The following is a 23,658-nucleotide window of genomic DNA, read 5'->3' as shown; positions in this document are numbered from 1 at the left end:
CTTCGCATAATTCGTGTGGTTTCCTCCGCGAAATTTTTTTCAGAGACAGAGTCAACACGCCGATGTCTTTTCTGCAGTTGCCCTCACGAAGGCCGCCTTATGCAAGCCATGAACCGCCGAGCCACCGGCTTCGCGGGTGCCCTTGTTAAATGATCATCGTCATATTAAAACGTCCTCACAGATGACGGGAGGAAGCGAAGCCGTGGTTCCGGCTACAGCGGTCGTGGCACCGATGTCGAGCCGATGAGGCGCCAACTCTCGAAAAGATTCCGCTTACCCTCGTCCGCGCCCGCTTCGTAATCGCTCACCGTGATGCGCCTCGCATCTTCGAACCCTCTCGATAGTCAGGAACAAGCATGGACGTCCTCAGGAACAATCAGGCGGGCCTTTCGGGTCTCGCCCAGTTGCAGGCCTTGCTGGCAACGAATACGCCGCCGCCGATCAACGAGACGATGAAGTTCGTGCTGACCGAAATCGAGGAAGGTCGAGTCGTCTTCGAAGGAAGCCCGGATCGCAGCGTCTACAATCCGATCGGTTCGGTGCATGGCGGTTATGCCGCAACGCTGCTCGACAGCGCCTGCGGCTGCGCCGTCCATTCCAAGCTATCCGCCGACCAGGGCTACACGACGCTCGAACTCAAGATCGCCTATCACCGCCCGCTGACCGAAGCGAGCGGCCCGGTTCGTGCCGAAGGTCGCATTCTGTCGATCGGGCGGCGGGCGGCGTTTGCCGAGGCGACGCTGACCGATCGCGACGGGCGGCTTTGCGCCAGCGCGACATCGACCCTCCTCGTCTTTCCGCTCGAGCGCCCGCCCTCGGCCGTCTGACGACGAAGCGGCCCTCAACCCTTCAGCGCTGCTGCGGGCGACTGCCGATAGGCGAGCACGGCCGGGACGATGGCAAGCACCGCTACAAACGCCGTGACCGAGGCCGCAAACGCGATGTCCTGCCGGTCGAACGCCACGGGCATGGTGAAGCCGTTCTGGCGCGAGACGATGCCGCCGATGATTTCGGAAACGAGGTAGCCGAGGCCGAAGCCGAGAAGAATGCCGGCCAGGCTGATTGCAAAAAGCTGCAGCCAGACGATCCGAAACACGACCGTGCGCGGCGCGCCGAAGGCGCGCAGTGCGCCGATCTGGCGCCGACGCTGCCCGACATGCATGATCGTGACCAGCAGGAGGGCTGCGGCGATCAGGATCTGCGTGCCCACCGCAACCGCCAGCAGCAAGACCTTGGCGTCTCCGAGCGTCGCATAAAGCCGCGTCAGGACCTCGCCGGGGAAGACGGCAAGCGTCGTGTCGCGGCGATAATCCTGGCGAAGCTTGTAGGCGTCCGAAATCGTCTTCGGCTTGACCAGCACGGCCGGGAGGCCGGCGGCGTGTTCCGCCCAATCCTCATCGACCGCGGCCGTCGCGTCCGCGCTGTGCTCCTGATCGCCCTCGGCGTGTGCAGGCTCCGAGTGATCCGTCTCCGTATGGCCCATCCCGTGCAGCTCCCACACGGCCTGGATGGGCACGAGGATCGCCCGGTCCCAGGGCGTGCCGGTCGGCTTCATCCGGCCGACGACGGCATAGGCAAGGCCGGTATGGGTATGGCCACCCTCCTCCGCCGTGCCATGCATCGGCTTGATCACGGCACCCAGGGTGAGATCGACCGCCGAGCCGATGACGGCGTCACCCTCCTGCCGGAAGCTTGCGCCGTCCTGCAACTGCGGTGAAAGATGCGCCACGAGCGCCGTCGAGGTGCCGACCAGGGGATAGCCCGAAAAGCTGTCTCCAAAGCCGATCGGCGCTGCGAACGCCACCCGCGGATCGGCTGCGAGCCGCTGCAGCACGGCGCCGTCCATCAGCGGCAACGGCGCTGCCTGAAGGAACACCGAGGAGAGAACCAGCTGCGTCTCGCTCCCCGCGGCGCCGATCACGAGGTCGAACGCGTTTGCCGCCCGTGCGCTGCCGAGCCGCAACGCCCGCTCCTGCAGCGTCACCGAGACGGCGAGCGCCACCGCAAAGGCGACCAGCAGCAGAATGGCGATGGTTCCAGCCTTGTGCCGGCGGATGTCTGCTAGAATGAAGCCGATCATGGCGTTACCGCCCGGCTGTCATGCGCGATCTGCCCGCTTTCAAGGGTGATCCGGCGCGGCAGGCGCGCGATCAGGCCGGGATCGTGCGAGACCACGATCAGCGTCGCCCCGGCTGCACCGGCCAGGCAGATCAGAACGTCGGCGATGACCTGTCCGCTCTCTCGATCAAGGCTTGCCGTGGGCTCGTCGGCAATGACCACGCCCGGTGCGCGAACCAGCGCGCGCGCAATGGCGACGCGCTGCATTTCGCCGCGCGACATCGTCTCCACCGCCTGCCCGGGCCGATCGAGCCCCATTTCGGCGAGGAGATCGCGTGCCCTCCGCTTCACCGCGGCCGACGCCTGCGCGGCAAGGCGCGCCGGCAACAGCACGTTATCGAGCGCCGACAGCCCGGGGAAGAGATGGAAATCCTGCATGACGAGACCGACATGCTCCCCGCGCCACCGGTCACGCCGATGCTCCGCAAGGCGCACGAGGTCGGTTCCGCTCCACTCCACCTGCCCCGTACGGACAGGCTCCAGACCCGAGATGAGATTGACGAAGGTGCTCTTGCCGGAGCCCGAGGCGCCCGTCACCGCAATACTCTCCCCCGCGTCGACCTGCAGACGCGGGACGGAGAGGACCGGTGCGACAAGCCCGGAGTAGGACACGGTAATGTCCTTGAGCGTCAGAGACAGCATCGTTCACACCGACCAGTAGTGGGCGTCGCGCAGGCGCAGGCGACTGACGAAGCCGGTCTCGGGATCCGTCCACGTGCCGACGTCCAGCGTACCGGAAACCGAGATCCGCGTGCCCGGCTGAACGAAGGTCTGTGCCGCGTCGAGATAGACGACGACGATATTGTCCGGCCAGTCGGAGTCCGACGAGCAGAAGGGGCAGATCGACATGGGGATTTCGGTGAGGACGAAGAAGGCCGCTTCGGCCTTGAGCGGCGGCGCCATGAAGCCGCTCATCGTCACGCCCTTGCCGTTCAACGCCTTCACCGTGTCGGAAAAGGTCAGGCCGAGAACGCCGACGCTGCCATAGAGATCGTCAAAGCCGATCTCGGTATCCGCGGCAGTGGCCGGCGAAAGCGCGGCCATCGCCGGCAAAGATGCGAGCAAGCCGAGGAACGTGCGGCGTCGCAGAGCGTCAATGTTTGTCATAGCGTATCCTCGATCGGACGCCGTGCACTGTGCCATCCCCATTCGAAGCGACTTCGCTTCGGTGCGGGATCCTGCGGCACAAGCCTTGAATCGAGGCACTTCCGGCGTGCCATGCGCGCCGGAAGTGCCTTATCGTGCCAGATCGATGCTTACTTCGCGCCGATCTTGTCCGGCGAGCCGAGAGCGAGACTGTCGGCCAGCACGCGGTAGATGTCGCTTTCTTCCATGTAGCCCTTGAACGCTTCCGAACCGGGACCGGTTGCCTGCAGCACGACGTCATCGACCGCGTGGACCGCGCTGTCGGACGTCTTCGGCAGGTTGCCTTCGCGCAGCACGGCGCCGGGAACGTCCTTATAGGCCGGGTTGGCGACGTATTCCTTCTTCTCGTTCTGGATGGCCGGCTCGAAGGGGCCGTCGAGCTTCGGGCGGAACGTCTCGTAGTAGTCCGGGAAGTTGCTGGAGAAAACAGCCAGGCGGCGCGTCGGATCGACCTTGTCGGGATAGCCGTCGCCGTCCTTGTCCTCATAGTTCGGGAAGCCGGCATCGGCGTAGACGCCGACCTTCTGGCGCATCTCGGTGCCCGGCTTCTCGTCGTCGATGGTGCCGATGACCGAAACGCCGTGCGTGTGGTCGCCGGTGACGACGATCAGCGTATCCGGGTTCTTGGCAGCAAACTCCCGCGCGACGCCGACGGCCTTGTCGAACTCGATCGTTTCATACATCGCCCGGTCCCAGTCCATCGGATGGGACATCTTGTCGATCGAGGCGCCCTCGACCATCAGGAAGAAGCCGTCCTGGTTCTTGGACAGTTGCGTCAGCGCGGCGTTGGTCATGTCGACCAGGCCGGGCTGGTTCGGGAACTTGGAGACCGTCCCCTTCTTCAGAATGTTGCGATCGAGGACGGTGTCCATATTGCCGGTGTTGAACAGGCCGAGCAGCTTGGCGGCGTTGGTGCCGGACGAGGCTTCGAGCTCGGTTTTGTCGGTCGCCAGCGCATAGCCGGCATCCTTGAACAGCTGGATATAGTCCTTGTCGTCCTTGCGCTTTGAGCCCGGCGTCGCCTGCGGCAGGAAATAGGCGGAGCCGCCGCCGAGGATGACGTCCGGCTGCACGGTGTAGAACATGCCGACGATATCGGCCTTGTCGGCGCGCTTGCGGGTGTGGGAAACGACGGCGGCGGGCGTCGCGTCCTCGATCTCGGCGGTGGAGACGACGCCGATCGCCTTCTTCGTGGTGCGGCGCAGAGCTTCGGCGATGGTTTCGACCTTCGGGTCGTCGAGGCTCGCCGGCGTACGGTCGGCATAGACGCCCAGCGCGTTGACGGCGGTCTTGTGGCCGGTCATGTAGGCCGACATCGTGTTGGCGCTGTCGGTCGCGATCGCGTCGGTTGCCGATGTGCCGACGAAGGCCATGTGGTCGAGATCGTCCATGGCGAGACGGCCATTGGCCTTTCCTTCGGTCATGCCCTTGGACATGATGCGGGCGCCGGTGCGGTGCGCGACGGACAGGCCGTCGCCGAGCAGGAAGATCACATTCTTCGCCTTCGGCTGCGCGGTGGTCTCGTAGACCTCCCAGGTCACCGATTTCGTCTCGCCACCGGCGGTCACGTCGACCTTGTAGCTGCCGGCCTTGAGGATCCGCGCGCCGCGCAGGATCAGGGCGGACCCGAGAACCTTGTCGTCCTTGCCCTTTTCCTCGGCGACGAATTCGGCAGTCGAGCCGAGCGTTGCGGTGTAATCCTCACCGTTGACAGTGACCTTCACATCCTCCGCCTTCACCACGGCGGGCAGCTCGATTTTGAAGTCGAACGGCGATCCGGCGAGGATCGTCGCACGGGACAGCGGGTAGACGGTCGTGGCCTGGGCCGTGCCGGCAAGGATGGTGGTCGCGACAAGCGCTGCAAGAAGGGTCCGCATGAAAACCTCGTTCGGGTGGAGAGGAGACTGGATGCGGCAGCCATAACCGCCCTGTGTGACGGTTGGATGATGGTCGTCACGCCGGTTGCAGAAAGAGGACGGTTCGTTGCTCGGTTCGGGGTGCCGCAGACGGGCTCGCCGCTACGCGTCGTCCTCGTCCTCGTACTCGTCCTCGTCGATCACGCCGGCAAGCCGCATGCCCTCGATCCAGGTTGCGCCGTCCTTGCGGATGACGCGCTTCGCGCGGATTCCGCAGCGCTGCGAAACGGCGGCGGCCAGTGCTTCGGAGTGCGTGACGATCCAGATCTGGCTGGCCGCCGCAGCCGTCGCGATCATGTCGGCGAGCGGCAGCAGCATATCTGGATGCAGGCTCGCCTCTGGCTCGTTCAGCTCGATCAGCGGCGGCTGCCGGCAGGACATGAGCGCTGCGGCCAGAGCGAGAAAGCGGATCTGCCCGTCGGAGAGTTCGCGCGGCTGGAAGACGCGTTGGGGAAAATCGGGAAAGATCAGGCCGAACGCCGCGAATTCCCCGGGCTCCGGCACGTGCAGCCTCGCGCCGCCAAGGGCTGCGGCAATCGCCCGGTCGAGTTCGACCGTGTCGCCGCGGGTGTGGACGAGCGTCGCAAAGACCGCGGCCAGATTTCCGCCATCCTCGTCGAGAAGGGGTGCCGTGACGGCAAGACATGGTCGGCGCAGTGGCGCATCCCGGTCGGTGCGAAAGCCGTGGAAGAAGCGCCAGCCATCGACCAGCCGGCTTAACGCGCCGATCTCCGAATAATGTCCGGCATCGCCGAGCATGGCGATCGCCGTCTCCGAGGTCATCGCCGGCTGCGGATATTCCTCCATCCGCCCGCGTTCGCCGCGCACCATCACGCCCGGCCCGGTGCGCTTCATCATCGTGACCGGTCTTGCGCCGGCTTCGACCGACAGCACCTCTTCCTTGATCTGCGGCTCGAAGGCGAAGCCGGCTGCGGCCTTCGGCGGCCGCAAGCCCGCCTCGACGCCGTAGCGGAACGTCACCGCCCGCTCCTCGTCCAGCACTTCGACATCGAGCTTGATGCGGAAGTTCTTCTCGATTCGTCTTGGGCCCGACCAGAGCGCGGAGGCCATCCCGCCTTCCGCCGCGATCTCGTAGGCGAGCGAGCCCTTCACGGCAGCCTGCACGAGTTGCAAAGCGCGATAGAGATTGGACTTGCCGACGCCGTTTTCGCCGATGAACATGTTGACGCTTCCCAGATCCATGCGGATCGAGCGAAGCGAACGGTCGTTCCGGGCGGACATCGAGCGGAGCATCATGATCGTTGTCTACACCGGGTCCGATGCTTGATGAAAGCGCTTGGCGTGACCAAATCCCCGGAATGCCGTCACCGTTGCAAGGCTCGATCAGGCCCCTTCCCGCGCAGTAGTCCCGGCAGCGTGCGGATCGCGGAGCAGCGCGATGACGGCGTCCTGCAACAGGACGCGATGGCGGCCGCGCATCGTGGCCTCGCCGAGATCGCGGCCGAAGATATGGCCGAAGGTATGGCGGTTGGAGATGCGGAAGAAGCAGAAGGACGAGATCAGCATATGCAGGTCGATGGGATCGACCTCGCGGCGGAACACGCCGGTTTCCTGTCCCCGCCGGAGGATCGCGGCGATGGTGTCGATGATCGACGTGTTGAGCCGGCCGAGGCTCGAGGACTGGCGCATGTGGCTGGCGCGATGGATGTTCTCGATCGTGACCAGACGGATGAAGTCGGGATTGGCCTCGTCATAGTCGAAGGTAAAGCCGATCAGGCGGCGCATGGCATCGACAGGGTCTCCATCCGCCAGCCGCAGCTCCGCCTCCACCTTGCGGATGTCGGCATAGGCATGTTCGAGCACGGCGAGGTACAGGCCCTCCTTCGAGCTGAAGTGATAGTAGATCATCCGCTTGGAGGTGCGCGTGCGCTCCGCAATGGCATCGACGCGGGCCCCCGAAAGACCGTTGGCCGCAAACTCCTCGCGCGCGACAAGCAGAATATCGTCGCGCGTTTTCGTCGTGCGATCCCGCTGCTTCACGCGCCGTTGACCGGCGCGCAGACCACTTTCCGCATCCCCGGTCTCGTCAACACGGTCCGTGTCGGCAATATCCGTCGTCATTCTCCCCGATCCCCTCCCCTGGGCGTGGCCAACCGAAAGCATCGGCCGACCTATCCTGCACGTTATCCCCTGCCGCGTCATTCATCGAGTTGAAAGCCGGAAACTTTCGCATTGACTTAACGAACCAGTTCGTACACTTTTACATCATGAGGCGCTGGCCGGGAAGTGGCCTTTGCGGTCTCGTCATCAGACGTCATGTTTGCCGGACGATCAAACGTCTTCCGGCCCAACAGAGCGACGGCTGGACATGACGACGGTGACAGAGGGTCTGGAGGGATCCGCATCGGCGATTGGGAGCAGACGAACCGGCAGGGAGTGTCGGGTCGCATGGGAGGACTTTCATGAAACGGATCGTCGATCTGTATTTTGCGCTTCTGCGCGTCTCCATTGCCCTGCTCCTGGCAGCGATGGTCATTCTCGTTTTCACCAATGTCGTCCTGCGCTATGCGCTGAACAGCGGCCTGACGATTTCGGAAGAAATGTCGCGGCTGGCCTTCGTCTGGCTGGTCTTCCTGGGCGCGGCCGTCGCGCTGCGCGAACATGCGCATATCGGCATCGACACCATGATCCGCGCCCTGCCACCGAAACTGGCGAAAGCGGCGGTGCTTCTCGGTTATCTCCTGATGCTGCTCGCCTGCGTCCTTCTTCTCCAGGGCGCCTGGGCGCAGTCGGTTCTGACCTGGAGCGCGGTCACGCCCGCGGCGGGCATCTCCATGGCCTGGTTCATGATCCCCGCCGTCGTCTTTTCGGTGACGGCCCTGCTGCATCTCGGGGCCGAGATGCTCGCAATTCTCACCGGCCGCCTCGATGTCGCAAATATCGTTCTTGTGCAGGAATCCGAGGATCTGCCGCCACCGACCGCCACGCCCGCACCGCCGCTTCCGGCGGCATCCGGCTTCGGTCGCTGAGGGGGAGACGACAATGGTCATCGCGGTTTTTCTCGGCTCGCTTCTCGGCACCATGGCATTGGGCATGCCGATCGCCTTCGCACTGATCCTTTCGGGGATCGCGCTCATGGTCCACATGGATCTTTTCGACGGGCAGATCGTCGCCCAGACGATCCTGCAGGGCGCCGACAGCTTCACGCTCATTGCCGTGCCTTTCTTCATGCTGGCCGGCGAGGTCATGAACCAGGGCGGGCTTTCCAAGCGCATCGTCAATCTCGCGATTGCGCTGGTCGGGCATAAGCGCGGCGGTCTGGGCTTCGTCTGCATCCTTGCAGCCTGCGTTCTCTCCAGCCTGTCCGGCTCGGCCGTGGCGGATGCGGCGGCGCTCGCCGCGCTCCTGATGCCGATGATGATAAAGTCCGGTCACGATCCGGCCCGTTCGGGCGGCCTCATCGCTTCCTCGGCCATCATCGGCCCGATCATCCCGCCCTCCATCGGCTTCATTCTCTACGGCGTCGTCGGCGGCGTCTCCATCACCAAGCTTTTCCTCGCGGGCATCGCGCCCGGCCTGATGATCGGCGCGGCGCTGTGCATCGCCTGGCTGGTGGTGATCCGCAAGGAGACCTTCGCCATGCCCCCGAAAGCCTCGTGGGCGGAGCGCCGGCATGCGCTGGTGTCGAGCCTCTGGGCGCTGATGCTGCCGGTCATCATCATCTTCGGACTGAAGCTCGGCGTGTTCACGCCGACCGAAGCGGGCGTCGTTGCTGCCGTCTATTCGCTGTTCGTCGCCATGGTCGTCTATCGCGAACTGACGCCCGGCATGCTGCTCGACGTCTTCATCTCGGCCGCAAAGACCACCGCCATCGTCATGTTCCTGGTGGCCGCCGCCTCGGTTTCCGCCTGGCTTATCACGATCGCCGACCTGCCGGGTGCCATGGTGGCGCTGCTGGAACCGCTGATGGGCAACCAGACCCTGCTGCTGATCGCCATCATGGTGCTGATCGTCGCGGTCGGCACCGCAATGGACATGACGCCGACCATCCTCATCCTGACGCCGGTGCTTTTGCCGGTCGTCAAGCAGGCCGGCATCGATCCCGTCTATTTCGGCGTGCTGTTCATCATCAACAATTCCATCGGCCTCATCACGCCGCCGGTCGGCACGGTGCTCAACGTCGTCTGCGGCGTCGGCAAGATCTCGATGGAAAAGCTCATCAAGGGCGTCTGGCCGTTCATGATCGCGCAGCTGATCGTGCTCATCCTGCTCGTCCTGTTCCCCGTCCTCGTCACCGGCCCGGCGGCTTTCTTCGCCGGCCGCTGACCCCACGACCTGCCGCGCCGGCGTCCAAGGGAGGGCCCGGCGGGGAAACCATAAGCAACCAAGGCGTCGGGAGGCGCCGATACCCGGAGGAAACCCCATGAGACTGACCCAAACGATCGCCGCCCTGCTGGCGGCCGCATCCATCTTCGGCGCCGCCGGCGCCCATGCCGAGATCAGCGAACGGACCATCAAGTTCGCCGCCCAGAACTCCAAGGGCCACCCCCAGGTCATGGGCATGGAGCGCTTCGCGGAAATCGTGAAGGAAAAGAGCGGCGGCAAGATCGAGGTCAAGCTGTTCCCCGGCGGCACGCTCGGTGGCGACGTCCAGACGCTCGCCTCCGTACAGGGCGGCATCGTCGAGATGAGCGTCATGAATGCCGGCATTCTCTCCGGCACCATCAAGGAATTCGGCGTGGTCGACCTGCCGTTCCTGTTCGGCACGCCCGAGGAAGCCGACGCCGTCATGGACGGGCCGATCGGCACGGATCTGGCGAACCGTCTGCCGGCCCAGCGCCTCGTTGGCCTCGGTTTCTGGGAACTCGGCTTCCGCCACCTCACCAACAATCGCCATGCCGTCAACACCGTCGAGGATGTGAAGGGCCTGAAGATCCGCACCGTCCAGTCCGCGGTGCCGCTCGCCACCTTCAACACGCTCGGCGCCAATGCCATTCCGCTCCCCTATCCCGAGCTCTACAGCGCATTGGAAACGGGCACCGTCGATGGCCAGGAAAATCCGCTTGCCAACATCGTCAACGCCAAGTTCACCGAGGTTCAGAAGTATCTGACGCTGACGGGCCACCAGTACAATCCGCAGATCGTCATCATCTCCAAGGTGTTCTGGGACAAGCTCGATCCCGAGGAACAGGCGCTGCTGCAGGATGCCGCTACCCAGGCCCGCGACTATCAGCGTAAGGCCTCGCGCGATGCCAATGCCGGCTTCCTCGCGGAGATCAAGAAGAGCGGCATGGAGGTCGTCGAACCCAATGCCGAACAGCTCGCCGGCTTTCGCAAGGCCGTCGAACCGGTGGTCGCCCAGTTCCGCGACACGATCGGTGCGGAAACCGTCGATGCCGTCTTCGCGCAGCTGAAGACCATTCGCGGCCAGTAACGCGATCAGCGGCAGGACGGGTCGATCCGTCCTGCCGCCCCATCCGCCCGATGAAGGACGTCAACATGCTCGAACGATCTACCCGCACGATCCAGGTCGGCCTCATCGGCAGCGGCATCCAGCTCTCACGCTCGCCCGCCCTTCACGTGGCGGAAGGCAGGGCAAACGGGCTGGCGCTTTCCTATGAGCTGATCGATCTCGACCTGCTTAGCGAAAAAGCGGGACATACGGTCGGCATCGAGGCGCTCGGCGACATCCTGCGCGACGCGGAGCGTCGCGGCTTTGCCGGCGTCAACGTCACGCATCCGGCAAAACAGGCCGTGATTCCGCATCTCGACAGCCTCTCTCCGGAGGCCGAAGCGCTCGGCGCCGTCAACACGGTCGTGCTTCGGGATGGCCGGCGGATCGGTCACAACACGGATTGTTCGGGATTTGCCGAGGGCTTTCGGCTTGCGCTGCCCCGGACCGACATTTCCGCCACGGTCCAGCTCGGCGCCGGCGGTGCCGGTGCGGCCGTCGCCCATGCCATGCTCCAGCTCGGCACGAAACACCTGACGATCTTCGACAACGATGCCGCCCGCGCCGAGGCGTTGACGCAAAGGCTCGCTCCGCTTTTCCCCCAGGCGCGCATCGCGCCCGGCGATGACCTTGAAGCCGCCATGGCCGGCGCGAACGGTCTCGTCCACGCGACGCCGACCGGCATGGCCGCGCATCCCGGCCTGCCGTTGCCGGCCGACCTGCTGCGCCCCGAGCATTTCGTCGCCGAAATCGTCTACTTCCCGCTCGAAACCGAGCTTCTGCGGGTCGCGCGCGCCAAAGGCTGCGCCACGGTCGACGGCGGTGGCATGGCAGTGTTTCAGGCGGTCGGCGCCTTCCGCCTCTTTACGGGGATCGAGCCCGATGCGCCGCGGATGCTCGCCCATTTCGCCGCGATGGGCACCAGCGGCACCTGAGGAGATACGACCATGACGCCGATCGCTGAACAGGGAACACGCCGATGAAAACCTCCATTGCCACCGTGTCCATCTCCGGCGATCTTTCGGAGAAACTCGCAGCCATCGCCGCTGCCGGCTTCGGCGCCGTCGAGATTTTTGAGAACGACTTCCTTGCCTTCAACCATGGTCCGCGCGATGTGGGCCGGATGGTTCGCGATGCCGGCCTGGAAATCTGCCTGTTCCAGCCGTTTCGCGATTTCGAGGGCCTGCCGGAGCCGCAGCGCAGCCGCGCTTTCGAGCGTGCGAAGCGCAAGTTCGAGACGATGAACGACCTCGGCACCGACCTTGTCCTGATCTGCTCCAACGTCTCGCCGCTCGCGCTCGGCGGCATCGATCGTGCGGCGGACGATCTGCGCGCGCTCGGCGACGTCGCCCGCGAGCACGGCGTCCGCATCGGCTACGAGGCGCTGGCCTGGGGACGCTACATCAACGATCACCGCGATGCCTGGGAGATCGTACGGCGCGCCGACCACGAACAGGTGGGGCTGATCCTCGACAGCTTCCACTCGCTCGCCCGCGGCATCGACAGCGCCTCGATCCGCTCCATCCCCAAGGACAAGATCTTCATCGTCCAGATGGCTGACGCGCCGAAGCTCGATCTCGATCTCCTGTCCTGGAGCCGGCATTACCGCAACATGCCCGGCCAGGGAGATCTTCCCGTCGCCGACTTCATGGCCGCGATCGAGGCGACGAGCTATGACGGCTACTACTCGCTCGAAATCTTCAACGACCAGTTCCGCGCCGGTTCCGCGCAGCAGACGGCGGTCGATGGCCGACGCTCGCTGATCTACATGATGGACCGGCTGAAGGCCGAAGGCCGCGCGGTCAAAGGCCCGTCCGAACCAAGCCCCCTGCCGCCGCCGGCGCGCACCGCGGGCATCTCCTTCGTCGAATTCGCCACCGACATGCAGTCCGCCGTGCCGCTGTCCACGTTGCTCGTCTCTCTCGGCTTCCGCCATGCCGGCCGTCATCGCTCGAAGGATGTGGATCTCTATACGCAGAACGATCTCCGGGTCGTGATCAACACGGAAACGGAAGGCATGGCGCATTCGGCCTATGTCGTCCACGGCACCAACGTTTCGGCGCTCGGCCTGCGCATGGCCGATGTGGAACAGGGGATGGCGCGTGCCGCCGGTCTGCTGGCGACGGTCTACACGCCGCCTGCCGGCCCCGGCGAACTGGAACTGCCCGCTTTGTTCGGAATGGGCGGCAGCCTGCTCCATCTCGTCCCCGAGGACGCGGCGCTCGATCGGCAGTGGGAAACGGACTTCGCGCTCGAACCGGGCTGGAACCGGCATTCCGGCGCAGGGCTGGCCTCGGTCGATCACATCGCCCAGACGGTGCGCTACGAGGACATTCTTTCCTGGACGCTGTTCTACCGGTCCATCTTCGACCTCAAACCGCTGCCGCCCGTCGAGGTGCCCGATCCCGGCGGTCTCGTGCTGAGCCAGGTCCTCCAGAACGACGACGCCAGCCTGCGAATCGTCCTCAACGGCTCGCAGTCCATGCGCACGCTCTCGTCGCGCTTCGTGTCGCAATTCGTCGGCCCGGGCGTGCAGCATGTGGCCTTTGCGACGGCCGACATCTTCGCGACGGTCGAAGCGCTGCGCGCCAGCGGCGTCTCGCTGCTGCCGATTTCCGGCAATTATTATGACGATCTCGATGCCAAGTTCGACATCGCCCCGGAGACGCTCGCCGCGATGCGGGCGGGCGACATTCTCTACGATCGCGACGAGGACGGCGAGTATTTCCAGATCTATCTGGGAACACTCGAAGGCGGCTTCTTTTTCGAGATCGTCGAACGGCGCGGCTATCGCGGGCTCGGCGCTGCGAACGCCGCGATCCGGCTGACGACGCAGGCGCGCCAATCCCCCGTGCCCACCTCGGCCTTATAAGTGCCGCGAGCAGGCGCCTCGCCTCAGGCAAATGTCCGTTTCAGCACCGGCACCCGTCGGATCACGAGGACGTCGAGGGCGATCATCGCGATGATCAGCAGGCCCGAAAGCGGAAACAGCACGCCGAACACCAAGGCCATGCCCCACAACGCGCCGTAGACCCTGCGGCTCGTGGGATAGGGAGGCACGCCGAGGCGACCGGCCGGCCGCCGCTTGAGCCACATGACGACGGCGGCGACCGAGGAGAGGATGATCGCCAGACACGTCGCCAGCATCAGCAGCTGGTTCGGGAGCCCGAATTCCTGCCCCATATGGACGTTGATCCCGAATTCCGTGACTTTGGCGACAGGGCCGTAATCGGCATAGCCGATATCGACCAGCGGCTTGCCGCTATATTGATCGATATGGATCGTGCGCACCTGGGAGAGATCGTCGGGGTAGACCGCCGTCGTGAAAACCCCGGTCGCATCGCTCGGAAGCGTGACCTCGAAGCCCGGCGCCATCCCGCGCTCGCGGGCGATCTCGACGATCCTGTCGATGCCGAGAGGCGCGGCTTTCGCGGCGTCGCCCATCATTCCATCGCCCATGGAATGCTGCGACATCGGCATCGGCGAGGCCTCCATCGTCCATCCCACCGTCTGCATGGCATGCTGAGCATGCTCGCCCGATGTCGGCACGTTGTCCCAGAGCGCGGCGGGATAGCCGGTGCCGGTCGCCACCGTCAGTTCCGTCAGCTTGCCGCCCCAGAAAGAAGACCAGGGCAGGCCAGAGAGCGCAAGAAAGGCAATGAAGCCGCCCGCGATCGCCCCGGTCACGGCATGCGTGTCACGCCAGAACACGCGACGCGACGGCGTTCCCCGCACGCTGAGGACGCCGCCCGTCTGCCGTCGCGGCCACCAGAGATAAAGGCCGGAGACCACGAGGATGATCGCAAATCCCGCCATCGCCTCAATCACCCGGTTGGCGTACGTGCCGAAATATTCAAGGCTGTGCAGTTTGCGCACCACCTCGTTGAACTCCTGCGTTTTCAGCATCGTCGCAAGAATGGCGCCGGAATAGGGATTGAGAAACACGTAGGCCGCGCCTGCATCGGTGTCGAGCGTCACCCGCGCCGATGCCGTCGGGCTGACGGGCGGTCGATAGGCTTCGACACGCGCGGCCGGGAAGGCCGTCTGTGCGGTGGCGATGAGAGCACTCGGCACCTGCTGCGGCGTCGTCGCCTCGGCGACGATCGTGCGGGAGGCAAAGGCCGTGCGGTCGATCTCGTCTCGGAAAAGATAGAGCGAACCGGTGACAGCCAGCAGGATCATGAAGGGCACGGCGATCAGGCCGGCGTAGAAATGCCAGCGCCAGATGGCGCGGTAGGTATCGACGGTCAGCGTCGAAACGCCTGCCTGCCGGGATACGGTGAGGTCTGTCATGGTCATTCCTGGATTGAGGGCGCAGACCGGCGCGGAAAGACGCGCGGGACCGGCCGAAAAGGCGTGGGGAGCGCAGGACATCGTCGGCGCCTGAAAGCACGCAGCCGCGATATGCTGGGCATCCATGAAACGAGCACGATGGCCCGTCAGGTGCTTTTTCGGTTCAGGCCGGAGGCCCTTGCGCGTCGTATCGCCTGACCTCCGTCGAGGCGGATCGGATCACGGCGACGTCGGTGCTGCGGTCCACGGAGACGGAGAAGCGGATCGGCAGGCCGTGAACGTCGGAAGGTGCCAGCATGGGCTGCATCTGCACGCCGGCATGGCAAAGCTTGCTGCAGGGGCAATCCTGATGCTGATGGCGATCGGCCGGGCGGTGTGCGCCAAGCTCCGAGGTGCAAATGACCGAGAGGGGATCCGGCGCCGCCATCGCAGCGCTCGACCATCCCGTCAGCAGCGTCTGGATCGCGAACGACAGGGCCAGCAGGACGCCGAGGAGTCCTCCCGATTGTCGGTCTGCGATGATCCGGCGCCAGAATGTCATGCCTCCCGAATGCCATACTTCCTCTCGCCTGTCATCGCGACATCTTGTACGCCCGTCCTTCTGCCAGGGAGCGATGGATCGCACGCCGCGGCGGCGGGACAAGCGCAACCGTTCACCTGAAGGCAGTTGACACGACACTCGTTCGTAATGTTATTACATTCATATCTTAGGAGCGACTCTCTTGTCGCACCATCGTTTTTACATCCAGGGAAAACCCGGCTAGATAACCCTACAATCGCCGCCACCGCGTTTCTTCGCCCCTGACGACGCGTTGCCTGCCGAAGCAAAAGGACATTGCGTGCACGATTCGACCCTGTCAGCGAGTGGTCTTGGATGGTCGATCCGGTCGATGCCGATCCTGCAGGATGTCTCCCTCAGGCTTGCGCATGGCAACCGGCTGGCCATCGTCGGACCCAATGGTGCCGGCAAGACGACGCTGCTTCGGCTTCTCTCCGGCATGCTGCAGCCGACGACGGGCAGCGTCTGCCTCGTCGGCCGGCCGCTGGCATCCATGACCCCACAGGAGCGGGCGCGGTTGACGGCCGTTGTCGGGCAATCCGACCAGCCGGACCACCGCATCTGCGTTCGCGACTATGTCGAACTCGGCCGCATTCCTCACGCCATGCGGACGACACGTACCGAGGGGCGCCGGCTCGTGGAAGACGCTCTTGCACGAACCGGCCTCGCCGCTCTCGCGACGCGCGCCATGGGGTCGCTTTCCGGCGGCGAGCGGCAGAGGGCACAGATCGCCCGGGCGCTGGCACAGGCGCCCCGCATCCTGTTCCTCGACGAGCCGACCAATCATCTCGATCCGCTGGCACGCCGCACCTTGCTCGCGCTGGTCGCGGATCTCGACATGACCGTCGTCGCGGTCCTGCACGATCTGCATCTCGTTCCCGATTTTGCCACCCATGTGGTGGTGTTGAAGGATGGGCGTTCAGTCGCAAGCGGGCCCGTTGCCGAAACGCTCACGAAAACCGTCGTCCGCGAGGTCTTCGGCATCGACCTCCTGCGCCTGCCGCACCCGCATGAAGACCGCGAACTGACGGTCTTCGACATCGCCGCCCCTCTCTGAACCCGGATTCTCCTCCATGAAACGCCTCCTCCTCGCTGCCGTCCTCTCGTTGACAGGCTCTGCGGCCTTCGCTTTTCCCGTCACGGTCGATAGCTGCGGACAGATGCTGACCTTCGAAAAAGCGCCGGAGCGTGCCGTCGTGCACGACATCAACATGGCGAAGATGGCCTTCGCCCTTGGTCTTCAGCCGAAGATGGTCGGCGTCACCGGCATCAGCGGCTGGTACAAGCTGGACGATGCGTTTCGAACGGAGCAAGGCGCGATCCCGGAACTGGCACCGAAATATCCGACGCTGGAAAATCTCGTTGCCGCCGAGCCCGATTTCTTCTTCGCCGGCTGGTATTACGGCATGAAGCCCGGCGGCGACGTGACGCCGGAGACGCTGGCGCCGCACGGCATCAAGACGCTCGTTCTAACCGAAAGCTGCGTGCACCTCGACAAGGCCCGCCCCGCGGCTTCCATGGATCTGCTCTATGGCGACGTTGAAAAACTCGGCGTCATCTTCGACCGGAAGACGCAGGCCGACGCCCTGATCAAGGGATGGAAAGCGGCGCTTGCGGACATCGAGGCGAAGGTCGCCTCTGACGACGGCACGCGCGTCTTTCTCTACGACAGCGGCGAGGACAAGCCGTTCACCGCCGGCAAGTTCGCCATTCCCACAGCCATGATCAAGGCGGCCGGCGGCGTCAACATCATGGCCGACATGGAAACGAGCTGGGGCACCACGGATTGGGAAACGGTCGCCATGCGCAATCCGCAATTCCTCGTGCTCCTCGATTACCAGACAGACACCGGCCACCGAAAACTCCTCGATTTCCTTAAAGCCCATCCCGCGATGAAGGAAACGGATGCCGTGAAGAACGAACGCTTCGTGGCGCTGCGATACGAGGAACTGACGCCCGGACCGGACAATATCGCGGCCGTCGGCAAGATCGCCCGTGCGCTGCATCCCGAGGCTTTCTGACGGTGCGAGCCGCATTTCCGCTCGGCGTCCTCCTGGCGTCCCTCGGCGTCGCAGCCCTTGCCTGCATCTCCATCGCCTATGGCTCGACCATCATCCCGCTGCCGCAGGTTTTCGCTGCGCTCGCCCGCGCCGCGGGCATGACCCAGATGGATCCGGCCGGCGTGGTCGACCGGATCATCGTCGATCTCCGGCTGCCGCGCGCGATCCTTGCCATCGCCGTCGGGGCGGGCCTCGGCGTCATCGGCCTGCTGCTGCAGACGGTAACGCGCAACGATCTCGCCGATCCGTTCCTGTTTGGCTTGTCGGCGGGGGCGGCCGCCGGTGCCGTCATCGTCATCACCCGGCTTGGAGACCGGCTCGGCGTGCTGACGCTGCCGATCGCGGCCTTCGTCGGCGGCATGTGCGCGACCGCGATCGTGTTGATGCTGATCCGACGTGCCCAGGGTTTCGGTCCCGAGCGGCTGATTCTCGCCGGTCTCGCGGTCTCGTTCCTGTTTACGGCACTGACCAACTATCTGGTGTTTTCGGGCGACCAGCGCGCCGCACACTCCGTGCTGTTCTGGACCATGGGCGGTCTCGGACTCGCAAGTTGGCAGAACATCGGCATCGGGATACTGGGCTCGTCGGTTGCGATCGGCTATGCGATGGCGCGCCACCGGCAGCTCGATGCTCTGCTCGGCGGCGAGCAGACGGCGGAAAGTCTGGGGATTTCCGTGCGACGACTGCGGCGGGAGACGTTTCTGGCGGCAAGCTTCGCCACCGCTCTCCTCGTCTCGATCACCGGCGTCATCGGTTTTATCGGCCTGATGATCCCGCATGTCGCACGCACACTGGTCGGCCCGCTGCACAAGCGCCTGACGATCCTCTGCGCTCTTTTCGGTGCAGGCCTGCTGCTCGGCAGCGATCTTATCGCCCGCACGCTTCTTCCGCCGCAGGAACTGCCCGTCGGCATCGTCACGAGCTCGATCGGCGCTGCCTTCGTCGTGATCGTGCTCCTGCAGAAAGGCCGGGCGGCCTGAGTTTCCAGGCCGCACCGACGTCGCAAGGGAGGCCTCAGCTTCTCGGCTTCAGGTTTTCCGGATCGTAGAGCGGCTTGTAGCCGACGGCGACGATCTCGACCGGGAAGCTCTCGTTGAAATATTCGACGTTCAGCGTCCGGCCGACCTCGCAATACGCGTGCGGGATATAGGCGAGCGCGATATTTTTGCCGATCGTCGGGCCATAGGCGATCGAGGTCGTGTAGGAGCGGCGGCCGAGCTCATCGACCAGCACGGCGCCCGTTTCCGGATCGATGACCGGCAACGATCCGACGGGATAGCGCTTGACGCCGCTCGCATCCGTGTTCTCCGTCATCACCAGCGTGCAGAGCATGGCCGGCTGATGCGCGCGCGCCTTGTATTCGAGGTGCTTGGCCTTGCCGCGGAAATCCGCCTCCTTGACCTTCGGTCGGGCGAGATCCGCCTCGATCAGATTGTACTGGGTCAGGAGGTCGCCATTCTGCAGGCGCAGGCTCTTTTCCATGCGGCGGGAGTTCGCATAGGTTTCCACGCCGAAGGCCATGACGCCGGTCGCGCGCAACGCATCCCAGACGGCCAGGCCATCCGCGTAGTTCATATGCAGTTCCCAGCCCTGCTCGCCGACATAGGAAATGCGGAAGGCGGTCACGGTCACGCCCGCGATCTCGATGGGCTTGATCGCCGCGAAGGCGAAGTTCTCAGCGTCGAGCGCTGCCGGATCGGCCACGACCTTCTTCAGCGTCTCGCGCGCGTTCGGCCCCCAGATGCCGATGGTCGTGAACTTTTCCGAGACGTCGGTAATCACGACGTCGAGGCCGCGATCCTCCGCCACCCGCTTCATGTAGTGGAAGTCGCGCGGGCCGGCATCGGCGCCGTTGATGAGACGGCAGCGGTCGGCCATGCGGATGACGGTGAAGTCGGCTCGCACCATGCCTTCGTCATCAAGGAAGTGGGTGTAGATGCCCTTGCCGATATTGCCATCGCCGCCGATCTTGGCGGCGCAGAGCCATTCGAGCAGGTCGACATGGTCCGGGCCTTCGATGTCCACCATGTGAAAATGCGAGAGATTGACGATGCCGCAATCCTCGCTCATCGCCAGATGCTCGGCATTGGAGACGCGCCAGAAATGGCGATTGTCCCATTCGTTCTCGCGCACCGGCACGCGGTCGCCATAGGTTTCCAGCAGATGCTCGTTGGCCTTGTAGCCATGGGCCCGCTCCCAGCCGCCAAGCTCCATGAAATAGCCGCCCAGCGCCTTTTCGCGCTCATGGAAGGGCGAGCGCTTGGCGCCGCGGCCCGAGGCATAGGGTTCGCGCGGATGGATTGCCGGGAAGTAGATCTTCTGCGCCGCTTCGTAGCTGCGGCTCTCGATGAACTCTTCCGTCAGCTGGTGCGGGTAGAAGCGCGCATAATCGATCGAGCTGTGATCGACCTCGGTGCGCCCGTCGGTCATCCAGTCGGCGATCAGCTTGCCGTAGCCAGGGCCGTCCTTGACCCAGATGGCGACGCAATACCAGAGGCCACGCACCTTCTGGCTCTCGCCGCAGGACGGGCCGCCGGCGGCCGAAACCTGCAGGAGGCCGTTGAACGAATGTCCCTCGTTGTAGCCGAGTTCGCCGAGAATCGGCGTCAACTCCATCGCGCGTTCGAGCGGCGCGAGGATCTGCTCCATGTCCAGATCGCGCTGGGAGGGCGACAGGCGCGCCTCGTGCTTTTCGAGGATCTCGCGCGGATGGCAGAGGCGCGGGGTCTCGGCCTCGTAATAGCCCCACTCGATCTGACCGCCCTCGGTCGTGTTCGGATCGCCGGTGTCGCGCATATAGGCGGAATTGCCCTGGTCGCGCAGCAGCGGAAAACCGATTTCTTTGCCGGTGCCGGCGAATTCGTTGTAGGGGCCGAAGAAGGTCAGCGGGTGATCGACCGGCATGACCGGCAGGTCCTCACCGACCATTTCGGCGATCAGGCGGCCCCAGATGCCGGCGCAGACGATGACGTGATCCGCGAGAATGGTGCCGCGATGCGTGACCACGCCCTTGATGTGGCCGTTCTCGACGATCAGCGAGGTCGCAGGCGTATTGCCGAAGATCTTCAGCTTGCCGGATTTCTCGGCCGCATCGATCAGCTTGCCGGCGACGGTCTGCGAGCGGGGAATGACGAGGCCGGCATCCGGATCGAAAAGGCCGCCCTGCACCTGGTCCTCCTCGATCAGCGGAAACATCTGCTTGATCTCGGACGGACTGACATAATGCGCCCGCGTACCGAAGGCCTTGGCGGAGGACAGCTTGCGCTTGATCTCCTCCATCCAGCTGTCGTCGCCGGTGCGGGCCACTTCCAGCCCGCCGATCCGGGCGTAGTGACCCATCTTCTCGTAGAAATCGATCGAGTACTGCGTGGTCCAGACCGACAGGTAATCATGGCTGGTCGTGTAGCAGAAGTCCGAGGCGTGGGCCGTCGAGCCGATATCGGTGGGGATGCCGGACTTGTCGATGCCGACGATATCGTCCCAGCCGCGCTCGATCAGATGATGCGCGATGGAGGCGCCGACGATGCCGCCCAGCCCGATGATGACGACCTTTGCTCTGCTTGGAAACTCTGCCATTGCGTGCCTCGTATCTCTGATGTCGCGCGATTGTAGAGCTTAGCCCGTGTGACGCCTGATCTGAAAGCGACAAGGACTGGCCGCGATCACAGTGCTGGACGGTGCAAATGCGACATGATGGCTGATGCCCCGCCAAGCATGAAAGCAGATCGTTGATAAACTTGCCCTTTATGAGAAACCTTTGATCACCTTGCGCGTTCCGGAGCGGAATTCTCAAACCGACATAACGTCCCAGCACAGGAACTCCTCGATGAGTACAATGGCGGCAAGCGCACATGTGGCGCCTGTACAACCTCGCTCGCGGTCGGTTAAGGCCCTCAGCGCGGTCAATTTCTTCCTCGCGGACGTCCGCGACGGGCTGGGACCTTTCCTCGGCATCTTCCTGATCGGCCAGGGCTGGAGCACGGCGACCATCGGGGTCGTCATGACGATCGGCGGAATTGCCGGCATGCTGGCGACCACGCCGCTCGGCGCGCTTGCCGACGCCTCCAAGGCCAAGCGCTTCATGGTCGGCTTCTGTGCCGCGCTCGTCATCGTCGCATCGCTCGCCATTCTGTTCGTGCCCACCCTCACCTTCGTCGCGGCCTCGCAGATCGCGACCGGCATCGCGGGCGCCGCCATCGGCCCCGCCGTTGCCGGCCTGACACTTGGGCTTGTCGGACAAAAGGGGCTTGCCCCACAGCTCGGGCGGAACGAGGCCTGGAACCACGGCGGCAACGTCTTCGCGGCGGCCGGCGCCGGCTTCTTCGGCTACGAATTCGGCCTCACCGCCGTCTTCATCCTCATGACCGCGATGGCCGCAGGGTCGATCATCGCCGTTCTCATGATCAAGCCTGAGGATATCGACCACGATGCCGCCCGCGGCATCGAGAAGAAGGAGGGCCAGGACGCCGAGGCGCCCTCGGGCTTCAGCGTCTTGTGGAAATCCACGCCGCTGCTCATCCTTGCGGCAACGCTGATGCTCTTCCATTTCGGCAATGGCGCCATGCTCCCCCTCCTCGGACAGCAGGTCGCGACGCAGGCGGAAAGTTCCGGTGCGCCCACCGACGACGGCACGGCGACGACCAACACCACGACCACCACCGGGGAGAACAACGGCACTGTCACGACGCTTCCCCCCGGACAGAGCAAGCCGGGCCAGCCCGCGGCGCAGCCGGTCAGCCAGCCCTCGTCGCTGCAGAGCCTCTTGTCGGATCCGGTCTCCTACACGGCTGCGACCGTCATCATCGCGCAGCTGACGATGATCCCGATCGCCCTTCTCGCTGCCGGTTTCGCCGGACGGCGCGGTTACTTCCTGCTTCTAGTTGCCGCTCTCGTCGCCTTGCCCGTTCGCGGCCTGATCGCGGGCCTCTGGCCGAGCCCCTATGCGCTTATTCCGGTCCAGATGCTCGACGGCGTCGGTGCCGGTCTTCTGGGCGTCGCCGTGCCCGGTCTCGTCGCGCGTATGCTCAAGGGAACAGGGCATATCAATGCCGGCCTCGGTGCCGTCATGACGGTGCAGGGCATCGGCGCTTCGCTCAGCCCCGCCATCGCCGGGGTGATCGTCTCGCACTACGGCTTCTCCGCCGCCTATCTGACGCTCGCGGGCTTTGCCGTCTGCGGATTGGTCATCTGGCTCGTCTCGATGAAGAAGGTGGCCGTTGCCTGCGCCGGCGACTGATAGAGAGCGATGCGTCGCGGATTACGAGCGCTCCGGTCAGCCGACCGGGGCGTTCACCGTTTCCGCTGCTCGCGGACCACACCAGCCTCTCCGCGCCTTGCGAGATAAAGCTCGATCGCCGCCCGCGTCAGGAACGAGGCGAGGCCGACGAGGATTGCGACGATGCGGATGCGCATCTCGTCGCGATCGACCTCTGACTGACGCGCGGAGAGAAGCGCCTTCTCGCTCTCGGTGATCGAGCCGATCGCACGACGGATGCCGTCCATCGTGGCGCGCTCCATCATCGCGATCTCCAGCTTTCGAGCCGCCTCGAAACCGTCCGTGTCGTGGACGTCGATCGATCGCTTGAGCTCGCCGAGCTTGTCGTTGATCATCCCGTTCAGCGTCTCCACCCGGGTGATCTGTTCGGGATTGTCGGAGATGTGCGCTCGGAGGGTGATGCGCAGATCCGAAAGACGGCTGAGCGCCTTGTCGTAGGGGTCGAGATAGCGGCGGTCGCCACTGAGCAGGTAGCCGCGCTGGCCCGTCTCGGCATCGTCGAGGCCGATCAGTACGTCCTTGGTGGTGTCGATCGCCTCATAGGTGTGGATGACGAGGTCCTGATGATCGCTGAGCAGCATGTGCGTCCAGGTGGTCGCGACCACACCGGCGGCAATGACAATGCCGACCGGGATGGAGCGCAACAGAACAGGTGTCGTCAGGTATCGGGCGCGCAACGCATCGAAGGAGAGGTCCACCATTCACGATTTCCCCATGGCCGGGCGGGCGGCGGGCGCCCGCGTCCCGGCAACGACGACCTATCTGCAACATATCGACCCAGCGACAGTCGATCGACCGCCGTGCCGTCCGCCATGAAGTGGGACAAGGACCGCATCGGACAAGCCCGTTCATGACCGAGGGCGAAAATATAATCTGCC

20 protein-coding genes are annotated in these 23,658 nt (G+C 64.6%); 10 read left to right on the top strand and 10 right to left on the bottom strand.

All coding sequences use genetic code 11. From position 1 onward, the window contains the following. The first annotated feature begins 356 nt into the window (after positions 1-356). A complete protein-coding gene (locus tag ASG39_RS21200) occupies positions 357-827 on the top strand; it encodes a PaaI family thioesterase (protein ID WP_062596929.1) in 471 nt (156 codons plus the stop codon). 14 nt (positions 828-841) lie between these two features. Here ASG39_RS21200 and ASG39_RS21195 read toward each other — a convergent pair whose 3' ends face one another. The 6 genes from ASG39_RS21195 to ASG39_RS21170 all read right to left on the bottom strand — a co-directional run bounded on the left by ASG39_RS21195 (position 842) and on the right by ASG39_RS21170 (position 7,262). After that, a complete protein-coding gene (locus tag ASG39_RS21195; RefSeq protein ID WP_062596928.1) occupies positions 842-2,080 on the bottom strand; it encodes an ABC transporter permease in 1,239 nt (412 codons plus the stop codon). Continuing rightward, positions 2,077-2,760, bottom strand: a complete 684-nt coding sequence (locus ASG39_RS21190; RefSeq protein ID WP_062596927.1) for an ATP-binding cassette domain-containing protein — start codon at positions 2,758-2,760, stop codon at positions 2,077-2,079. Before ASG39_RS21190 ends, ASG39_RS21195 begins: the two co-directional genes overlap by 4 nt. 3 nt (positions 2,761-2,763) lie before the next feature. Continuing rightward, positions 2,764-3,162, bottom strand: a complete 399-nt coding sequence (locus ASG39_RS21185; RefSeq protein WP_244481299.1) for a hypothetical protein — start codon at positions 3,160-3,162, stop codon at positions 2,764-2,766. A gap of 212 nt (positions 3,163-3,374) precedes the next feature. Then, positions 3,375-5,141 carry an alkaline phosphatase gene (locus ASG39_RS21180; RefSeq protein WP_062596925.1) on the bottom strand — a complete coding sequence of 589 codons (1,767 nt, stop codon included), beginning with the start codon at positions 5,139-5,141 and terminating at the stop codon, positions 3,375-3,377. A gap of 141 nt (positions 5,142-5,282) precedes the next feature. Next, entirely contained in the window at positions 5,283-6,437 is a 1,155-nt protein-coding gene (locus tag ASG39_RS21175) for an AAA family ATPase (RefSeq protein WP_062596924.1), read from the bottom strand. An 87-nt stretch (positions 6,438-6,524) separates the two neighbouring features. Beyond that, positions 6,525-7,262: a TetR family transcriptional regulator gene (locus ASG39_RS21170; protein ID WP_156468230.1), complete on the bottom strand. Its 738-nt coding sequence runs from the start codon at positions 7,260-7,262 to the stop codon at positions 6,525-6,527. Between the two features lie 341 nt (positions 7,263-7,603). On the opposite strand from ASG39_RS21170, the gene ASG39_RS21165 reads away from it, so the two are divergent. The 5 genes from ASG39_RS21165 to ASG39_RS21145 all read left to right on the top strand — a co-directional run bounded on the left by ASG39_RS21165 (position 7,604) and on the right by ASG39_RS21145 (position 13,465). Beyond that, entirely contained in the window at positions 7,604-8,170 is a 567-nt protein-coding gene (locus tag ASG39_RS21165) for a TRAP transporter small permease (RefSeq protein ID WP_082477408.1), read from the top strand. A 13-nt stretch (positions 8,171-8,183) separates the two neighbouring features. Beyond that, a complete protein-coding gene (locus ASG39_RS21160; protein ID WP_062596923.1) occupies positions 8,184-9,467 on the top strand; it encodes a TRAP transporter large permease subunit in 1,284 nt (427 codons plus the stop codon). A 97-nt stretch (positions 9,468-9,564) separates the two neighbouring features. Continuing rightward, positions 9,565-10,575, top strand: coding sequence for a TRAP transporter substrate-binding protein (locus ASG39_RS21155; protein ID WP_062596922.1), 1,011 nt, complete (start codon positions 9,565-9,567; stop codon positions 10,573-10,575). 65 nt (positions 10,576-10,640) lie between these two features. Further along, entirely contained in the window at positions 10,641-11,528 is an 888-nt protein-coding gene (locus ASG39_RS21150) for a shikimate dehydrogenase (protein WP_062597067.1), read from the top strand. Between the two features lie 44 nt (positions 11,529-11,572). Beyond that, positions 11,573-13,465 carry a sugar phosphate isomerase/epimerase and 4-hydroxyphenylpyruvate domain-containing protein gene (locus ASG39_RS21145; RefSeq protein ID WP_062596921.1) on the top strand — a complete coding sequence of 631 codons (1,893 nt, stop codon included), beginning with the start codon at positions 11,573-11,575 and terminating at the stop codon, positions 13,463-13,465. Between the two features lie 23 nt (positions 13,466-13,488). On the opposite strand, the gene ASG39_RS21140 is transcribed toward ASG39_RS21145, so the two are convergent. Further along, positions 13,489-14,886, bottom strand: a complete 1,398-nt coding sequence (locus tag ASG39_RS21140) for a PepSY domain-containing protein (protein WP_062597066.1) — start codon at positions 14,884-14,886, stop codon at positions 13,489-13,491. 163 nt (positions 14,887-15,049) lie between these two features. Next, complete coding sequence (locus ASG39_RS21135) at positions 15,050-15,427, bottom strand: hypothetical protein (protein ID WP_062596920.1); 378 nt, start codon at positions 15,425-15,427, stop codon at positions 15,050-15,052. A gap of 298 nt (positions 15,428-15,725) precedes the next feature. On the opposite strand from ASG39_RS21135, the gene ASG39_RS21130 reads away from it, so the two are divergent. From ASG39_RS21130 to ASG39_RS21120, 3 genes are read left to right on the top strand one after another with little or no spacing between them, the layout of a single operon-like run. Further along, positions 15,726-16,502: an ABC transporter ATP-binding protein gene (locus tag ASG39_RS21130; protein ID WP_244481291.1), complete on the top strand. Its 777-nt coding sequence runs from the start codon at positions 15,726-15,728 to the stop codon at positions 16,500-16,502. 16 nt (positions 16,503-16,518) lie between these two features. Then, positions 16,519-17,466 carry an ABC transporter substrate-binding protein gene (locus ASG39_RS21125; RefSeq protein WP_062596918.1) on the top strand — a complete coding sequence of 316 codons (948 nt, stop codon included), beginning with the start codon at positions 16,519-16,521 and terminating at the stop codon, positions 17,464-17,466. Between the two features lie 2 nt (positions 17,467-17,468). Continuing rightward, positions 17,469-18,485, top strand: coding sequence for an iron ABC transporter permease (locus tag ASG39_RS21120; protein WP_244481290.1), 1,017 nt, complete (start codon positions 17,469-17,471; stop codon positions 18,483-18,485). Positions 18,486-18,519: 34 nt separating this feature from the next. Here ASG39_RS21120 and ASG39_RS21115 read toward each other — a convergent pair whose 3' ends face one another. Further along, positions 18,520-21,081, bottom strand: a complete 2,562-nt coding sequence (locus ASG39_RS21115; protein ID WP_062596916.1) for an FAD-dependent oxidoreductase — start codon at positions 21,079-21,081, stop codon at positions 18,520-18,522. Positions 21,082-21,331: 250 nt separating this feature from the next. On the opposite strand from ASG39_RS21115, the gene ASG39_RS21110 reads away from it, so the two are divergent. After that, the gene (locus tag ASG39_RS21110; RefSeq protein WP_062596915.1) at positions 21,332-22,741 is read left to right on the top strand and encodes an MFS transporter; all 1,410 of its coding nucleotides are present in this window, start codon (positions 21,332-21,334) and stop codon (positions 22,739-22,741) included. Between the two features lie 53 nt (positions 22,742-22,794). Here ASG39_RS21110 and ASG39_RS21105 read toward each other — a convergent pair whose 3' ends face one another. Next, entirely contained in the window at positions 22,795-23,481 is a 687-nt protein-coding gene (locus ASG39_RS21105) for a CHASE3 domain-containing protein (protein WP_062596914.1), read from the bottom strand. Positions 23,482-23,658: the final 177 nt, after the last annotated feature.

The organism is Rhizobium sp. Leaf371 (assembly GCF_001424045.1).
Classification (GTDB): domain Bacteria; phylum Pseudomonadota; class Alphaproteobacteria; order Rhizobiales; family Rhizobiaceae; genus Ferranicluibacter.
Note: the sequence above shows the minus strand (reverse complement) of the source record. Positions and strands in the feature narration are given on the sequence as shown.

Coding starts and splice junctions, on each gene's coding strand:
- ASG39_RS21200 (WP_062596929.1), top strand. CDS start 357: ATGGACGTCCTCAGGAACAATCAGGCGGGCCTTTCGGGTCTCGCCCAG.
- ASG39_RS21195 (WP_062596928.1), bottom strand. CDS start 2,080: ATGATCGGCTTCATTCTAGCAGACATCCGCCGGCACAAGGCTGGAACC.
- ASG39_RS21190 (WP_062596927.1), bottom strand. CDS start 2,760: ATGCTGTCTCTGACGCTCAAGGACATTACCGTGTCCTACTCCGGGCTT.
- ASG39_RS21185 (WP_244481299.1), bottom strand. CDS start 3,162: ATGGCCGCGCTTTCGCCGGCCACTGCCGCGGATACCGAGATCGGCTTT.
- ASG39_RS21180 (WP_062596925.1), bottom strand. CDS start 5,141: ATGCGGACCCTTCTTGCAGCGCTTGTCGCGACCACCATCCTTGCCGGC.
- ASG39_RS21175 (WP_062596924.1), bottom strand. CDS start 6,437: ATGATGCTCCGCTCGATGTCCGCCCGGAACGACCGTTCGCTTCGCTCG.
- ASG39_RS21170 (WP_156468230.1), bottom strand. CDS start 7,262: ATGACGACGGATATTGCCGACACGGACCGTGTTGACGAGACCGGGGAT.
- ASG39_RS21165 (WP_082477408.1), top strand. CDS start 7,604: ATGAAACGGATCGTCGATCTGTATTTTGCGCTTCTGCGCGTCTCCATT.
- ASG39_RS21160 (WP_062596923.1), top strand. CDS start 8,184: ATGGTCATCGCGGTTTTTCTCGGCTCGCTTCTCGGCACCATGGCATTG.
- ASG39_RS21155 (WP_062596922.1), top strand. CDS start 9,565: ATGAGACTGACCCAAACGATCGCCGCCCTGCTGGCGGCCGCATCCATC.
- ASG39_RS21150 (WP_062597067.1), top strand. CDS start 10,641: ATGCTCGAACGATCTACCCGCACGATCCAGGTCGGCCTCATCGGCAGC.
- ASG39_RS21145 (WP_062596921.1), top strand. CDS start 11,573: ATGAAAACCTCCATTGCCACCGTGTCCATCTCCGGCGATCTTTCGGAG.
- ASG39_RS21140 (WP_062597066.1), bottom strand. CDS start 14,886: ATGACAGACCTCACCGTATCCCGGCAGGCAGGCGTTTCGACGCTGACC.
- ASG39_RS21135 (WP_062596920.1), bottom strand. CDS start 15,427: ATGACATTCTGGCGCCGGATCATCGCAGACCGACAATCGGGAGGACTC.
- ASG39_RS21125 (WP_062596918.1), top strand. CDS start 16,519: ATGAAACGCCTCCTCCTCGCTGCCGTCCTCTCGTTGACAGGCTCTGCG.
- ASG39_RS21115 (WP_062596916.1), bottom strand. CDS start 21,081: ATGGCAGAGTTTCCAAGCAGAGCAAAGGTCGTCATCATCGGGCTGGGC.
- ASG39_RS21110 (WP_062596915.1), top strand. CDS start 21,332: ATGAGTACAATGGCGGCAAGCGCACATGTGGCGCCTGTACAACCTCGC.
- ASG39_RS21105 (WP_062596914.1), bottom strand. CDS start 23,481: ATGGTGGACCTCTCCTTCGATGCGTTGCGCGCCCGATACCTGACGACA.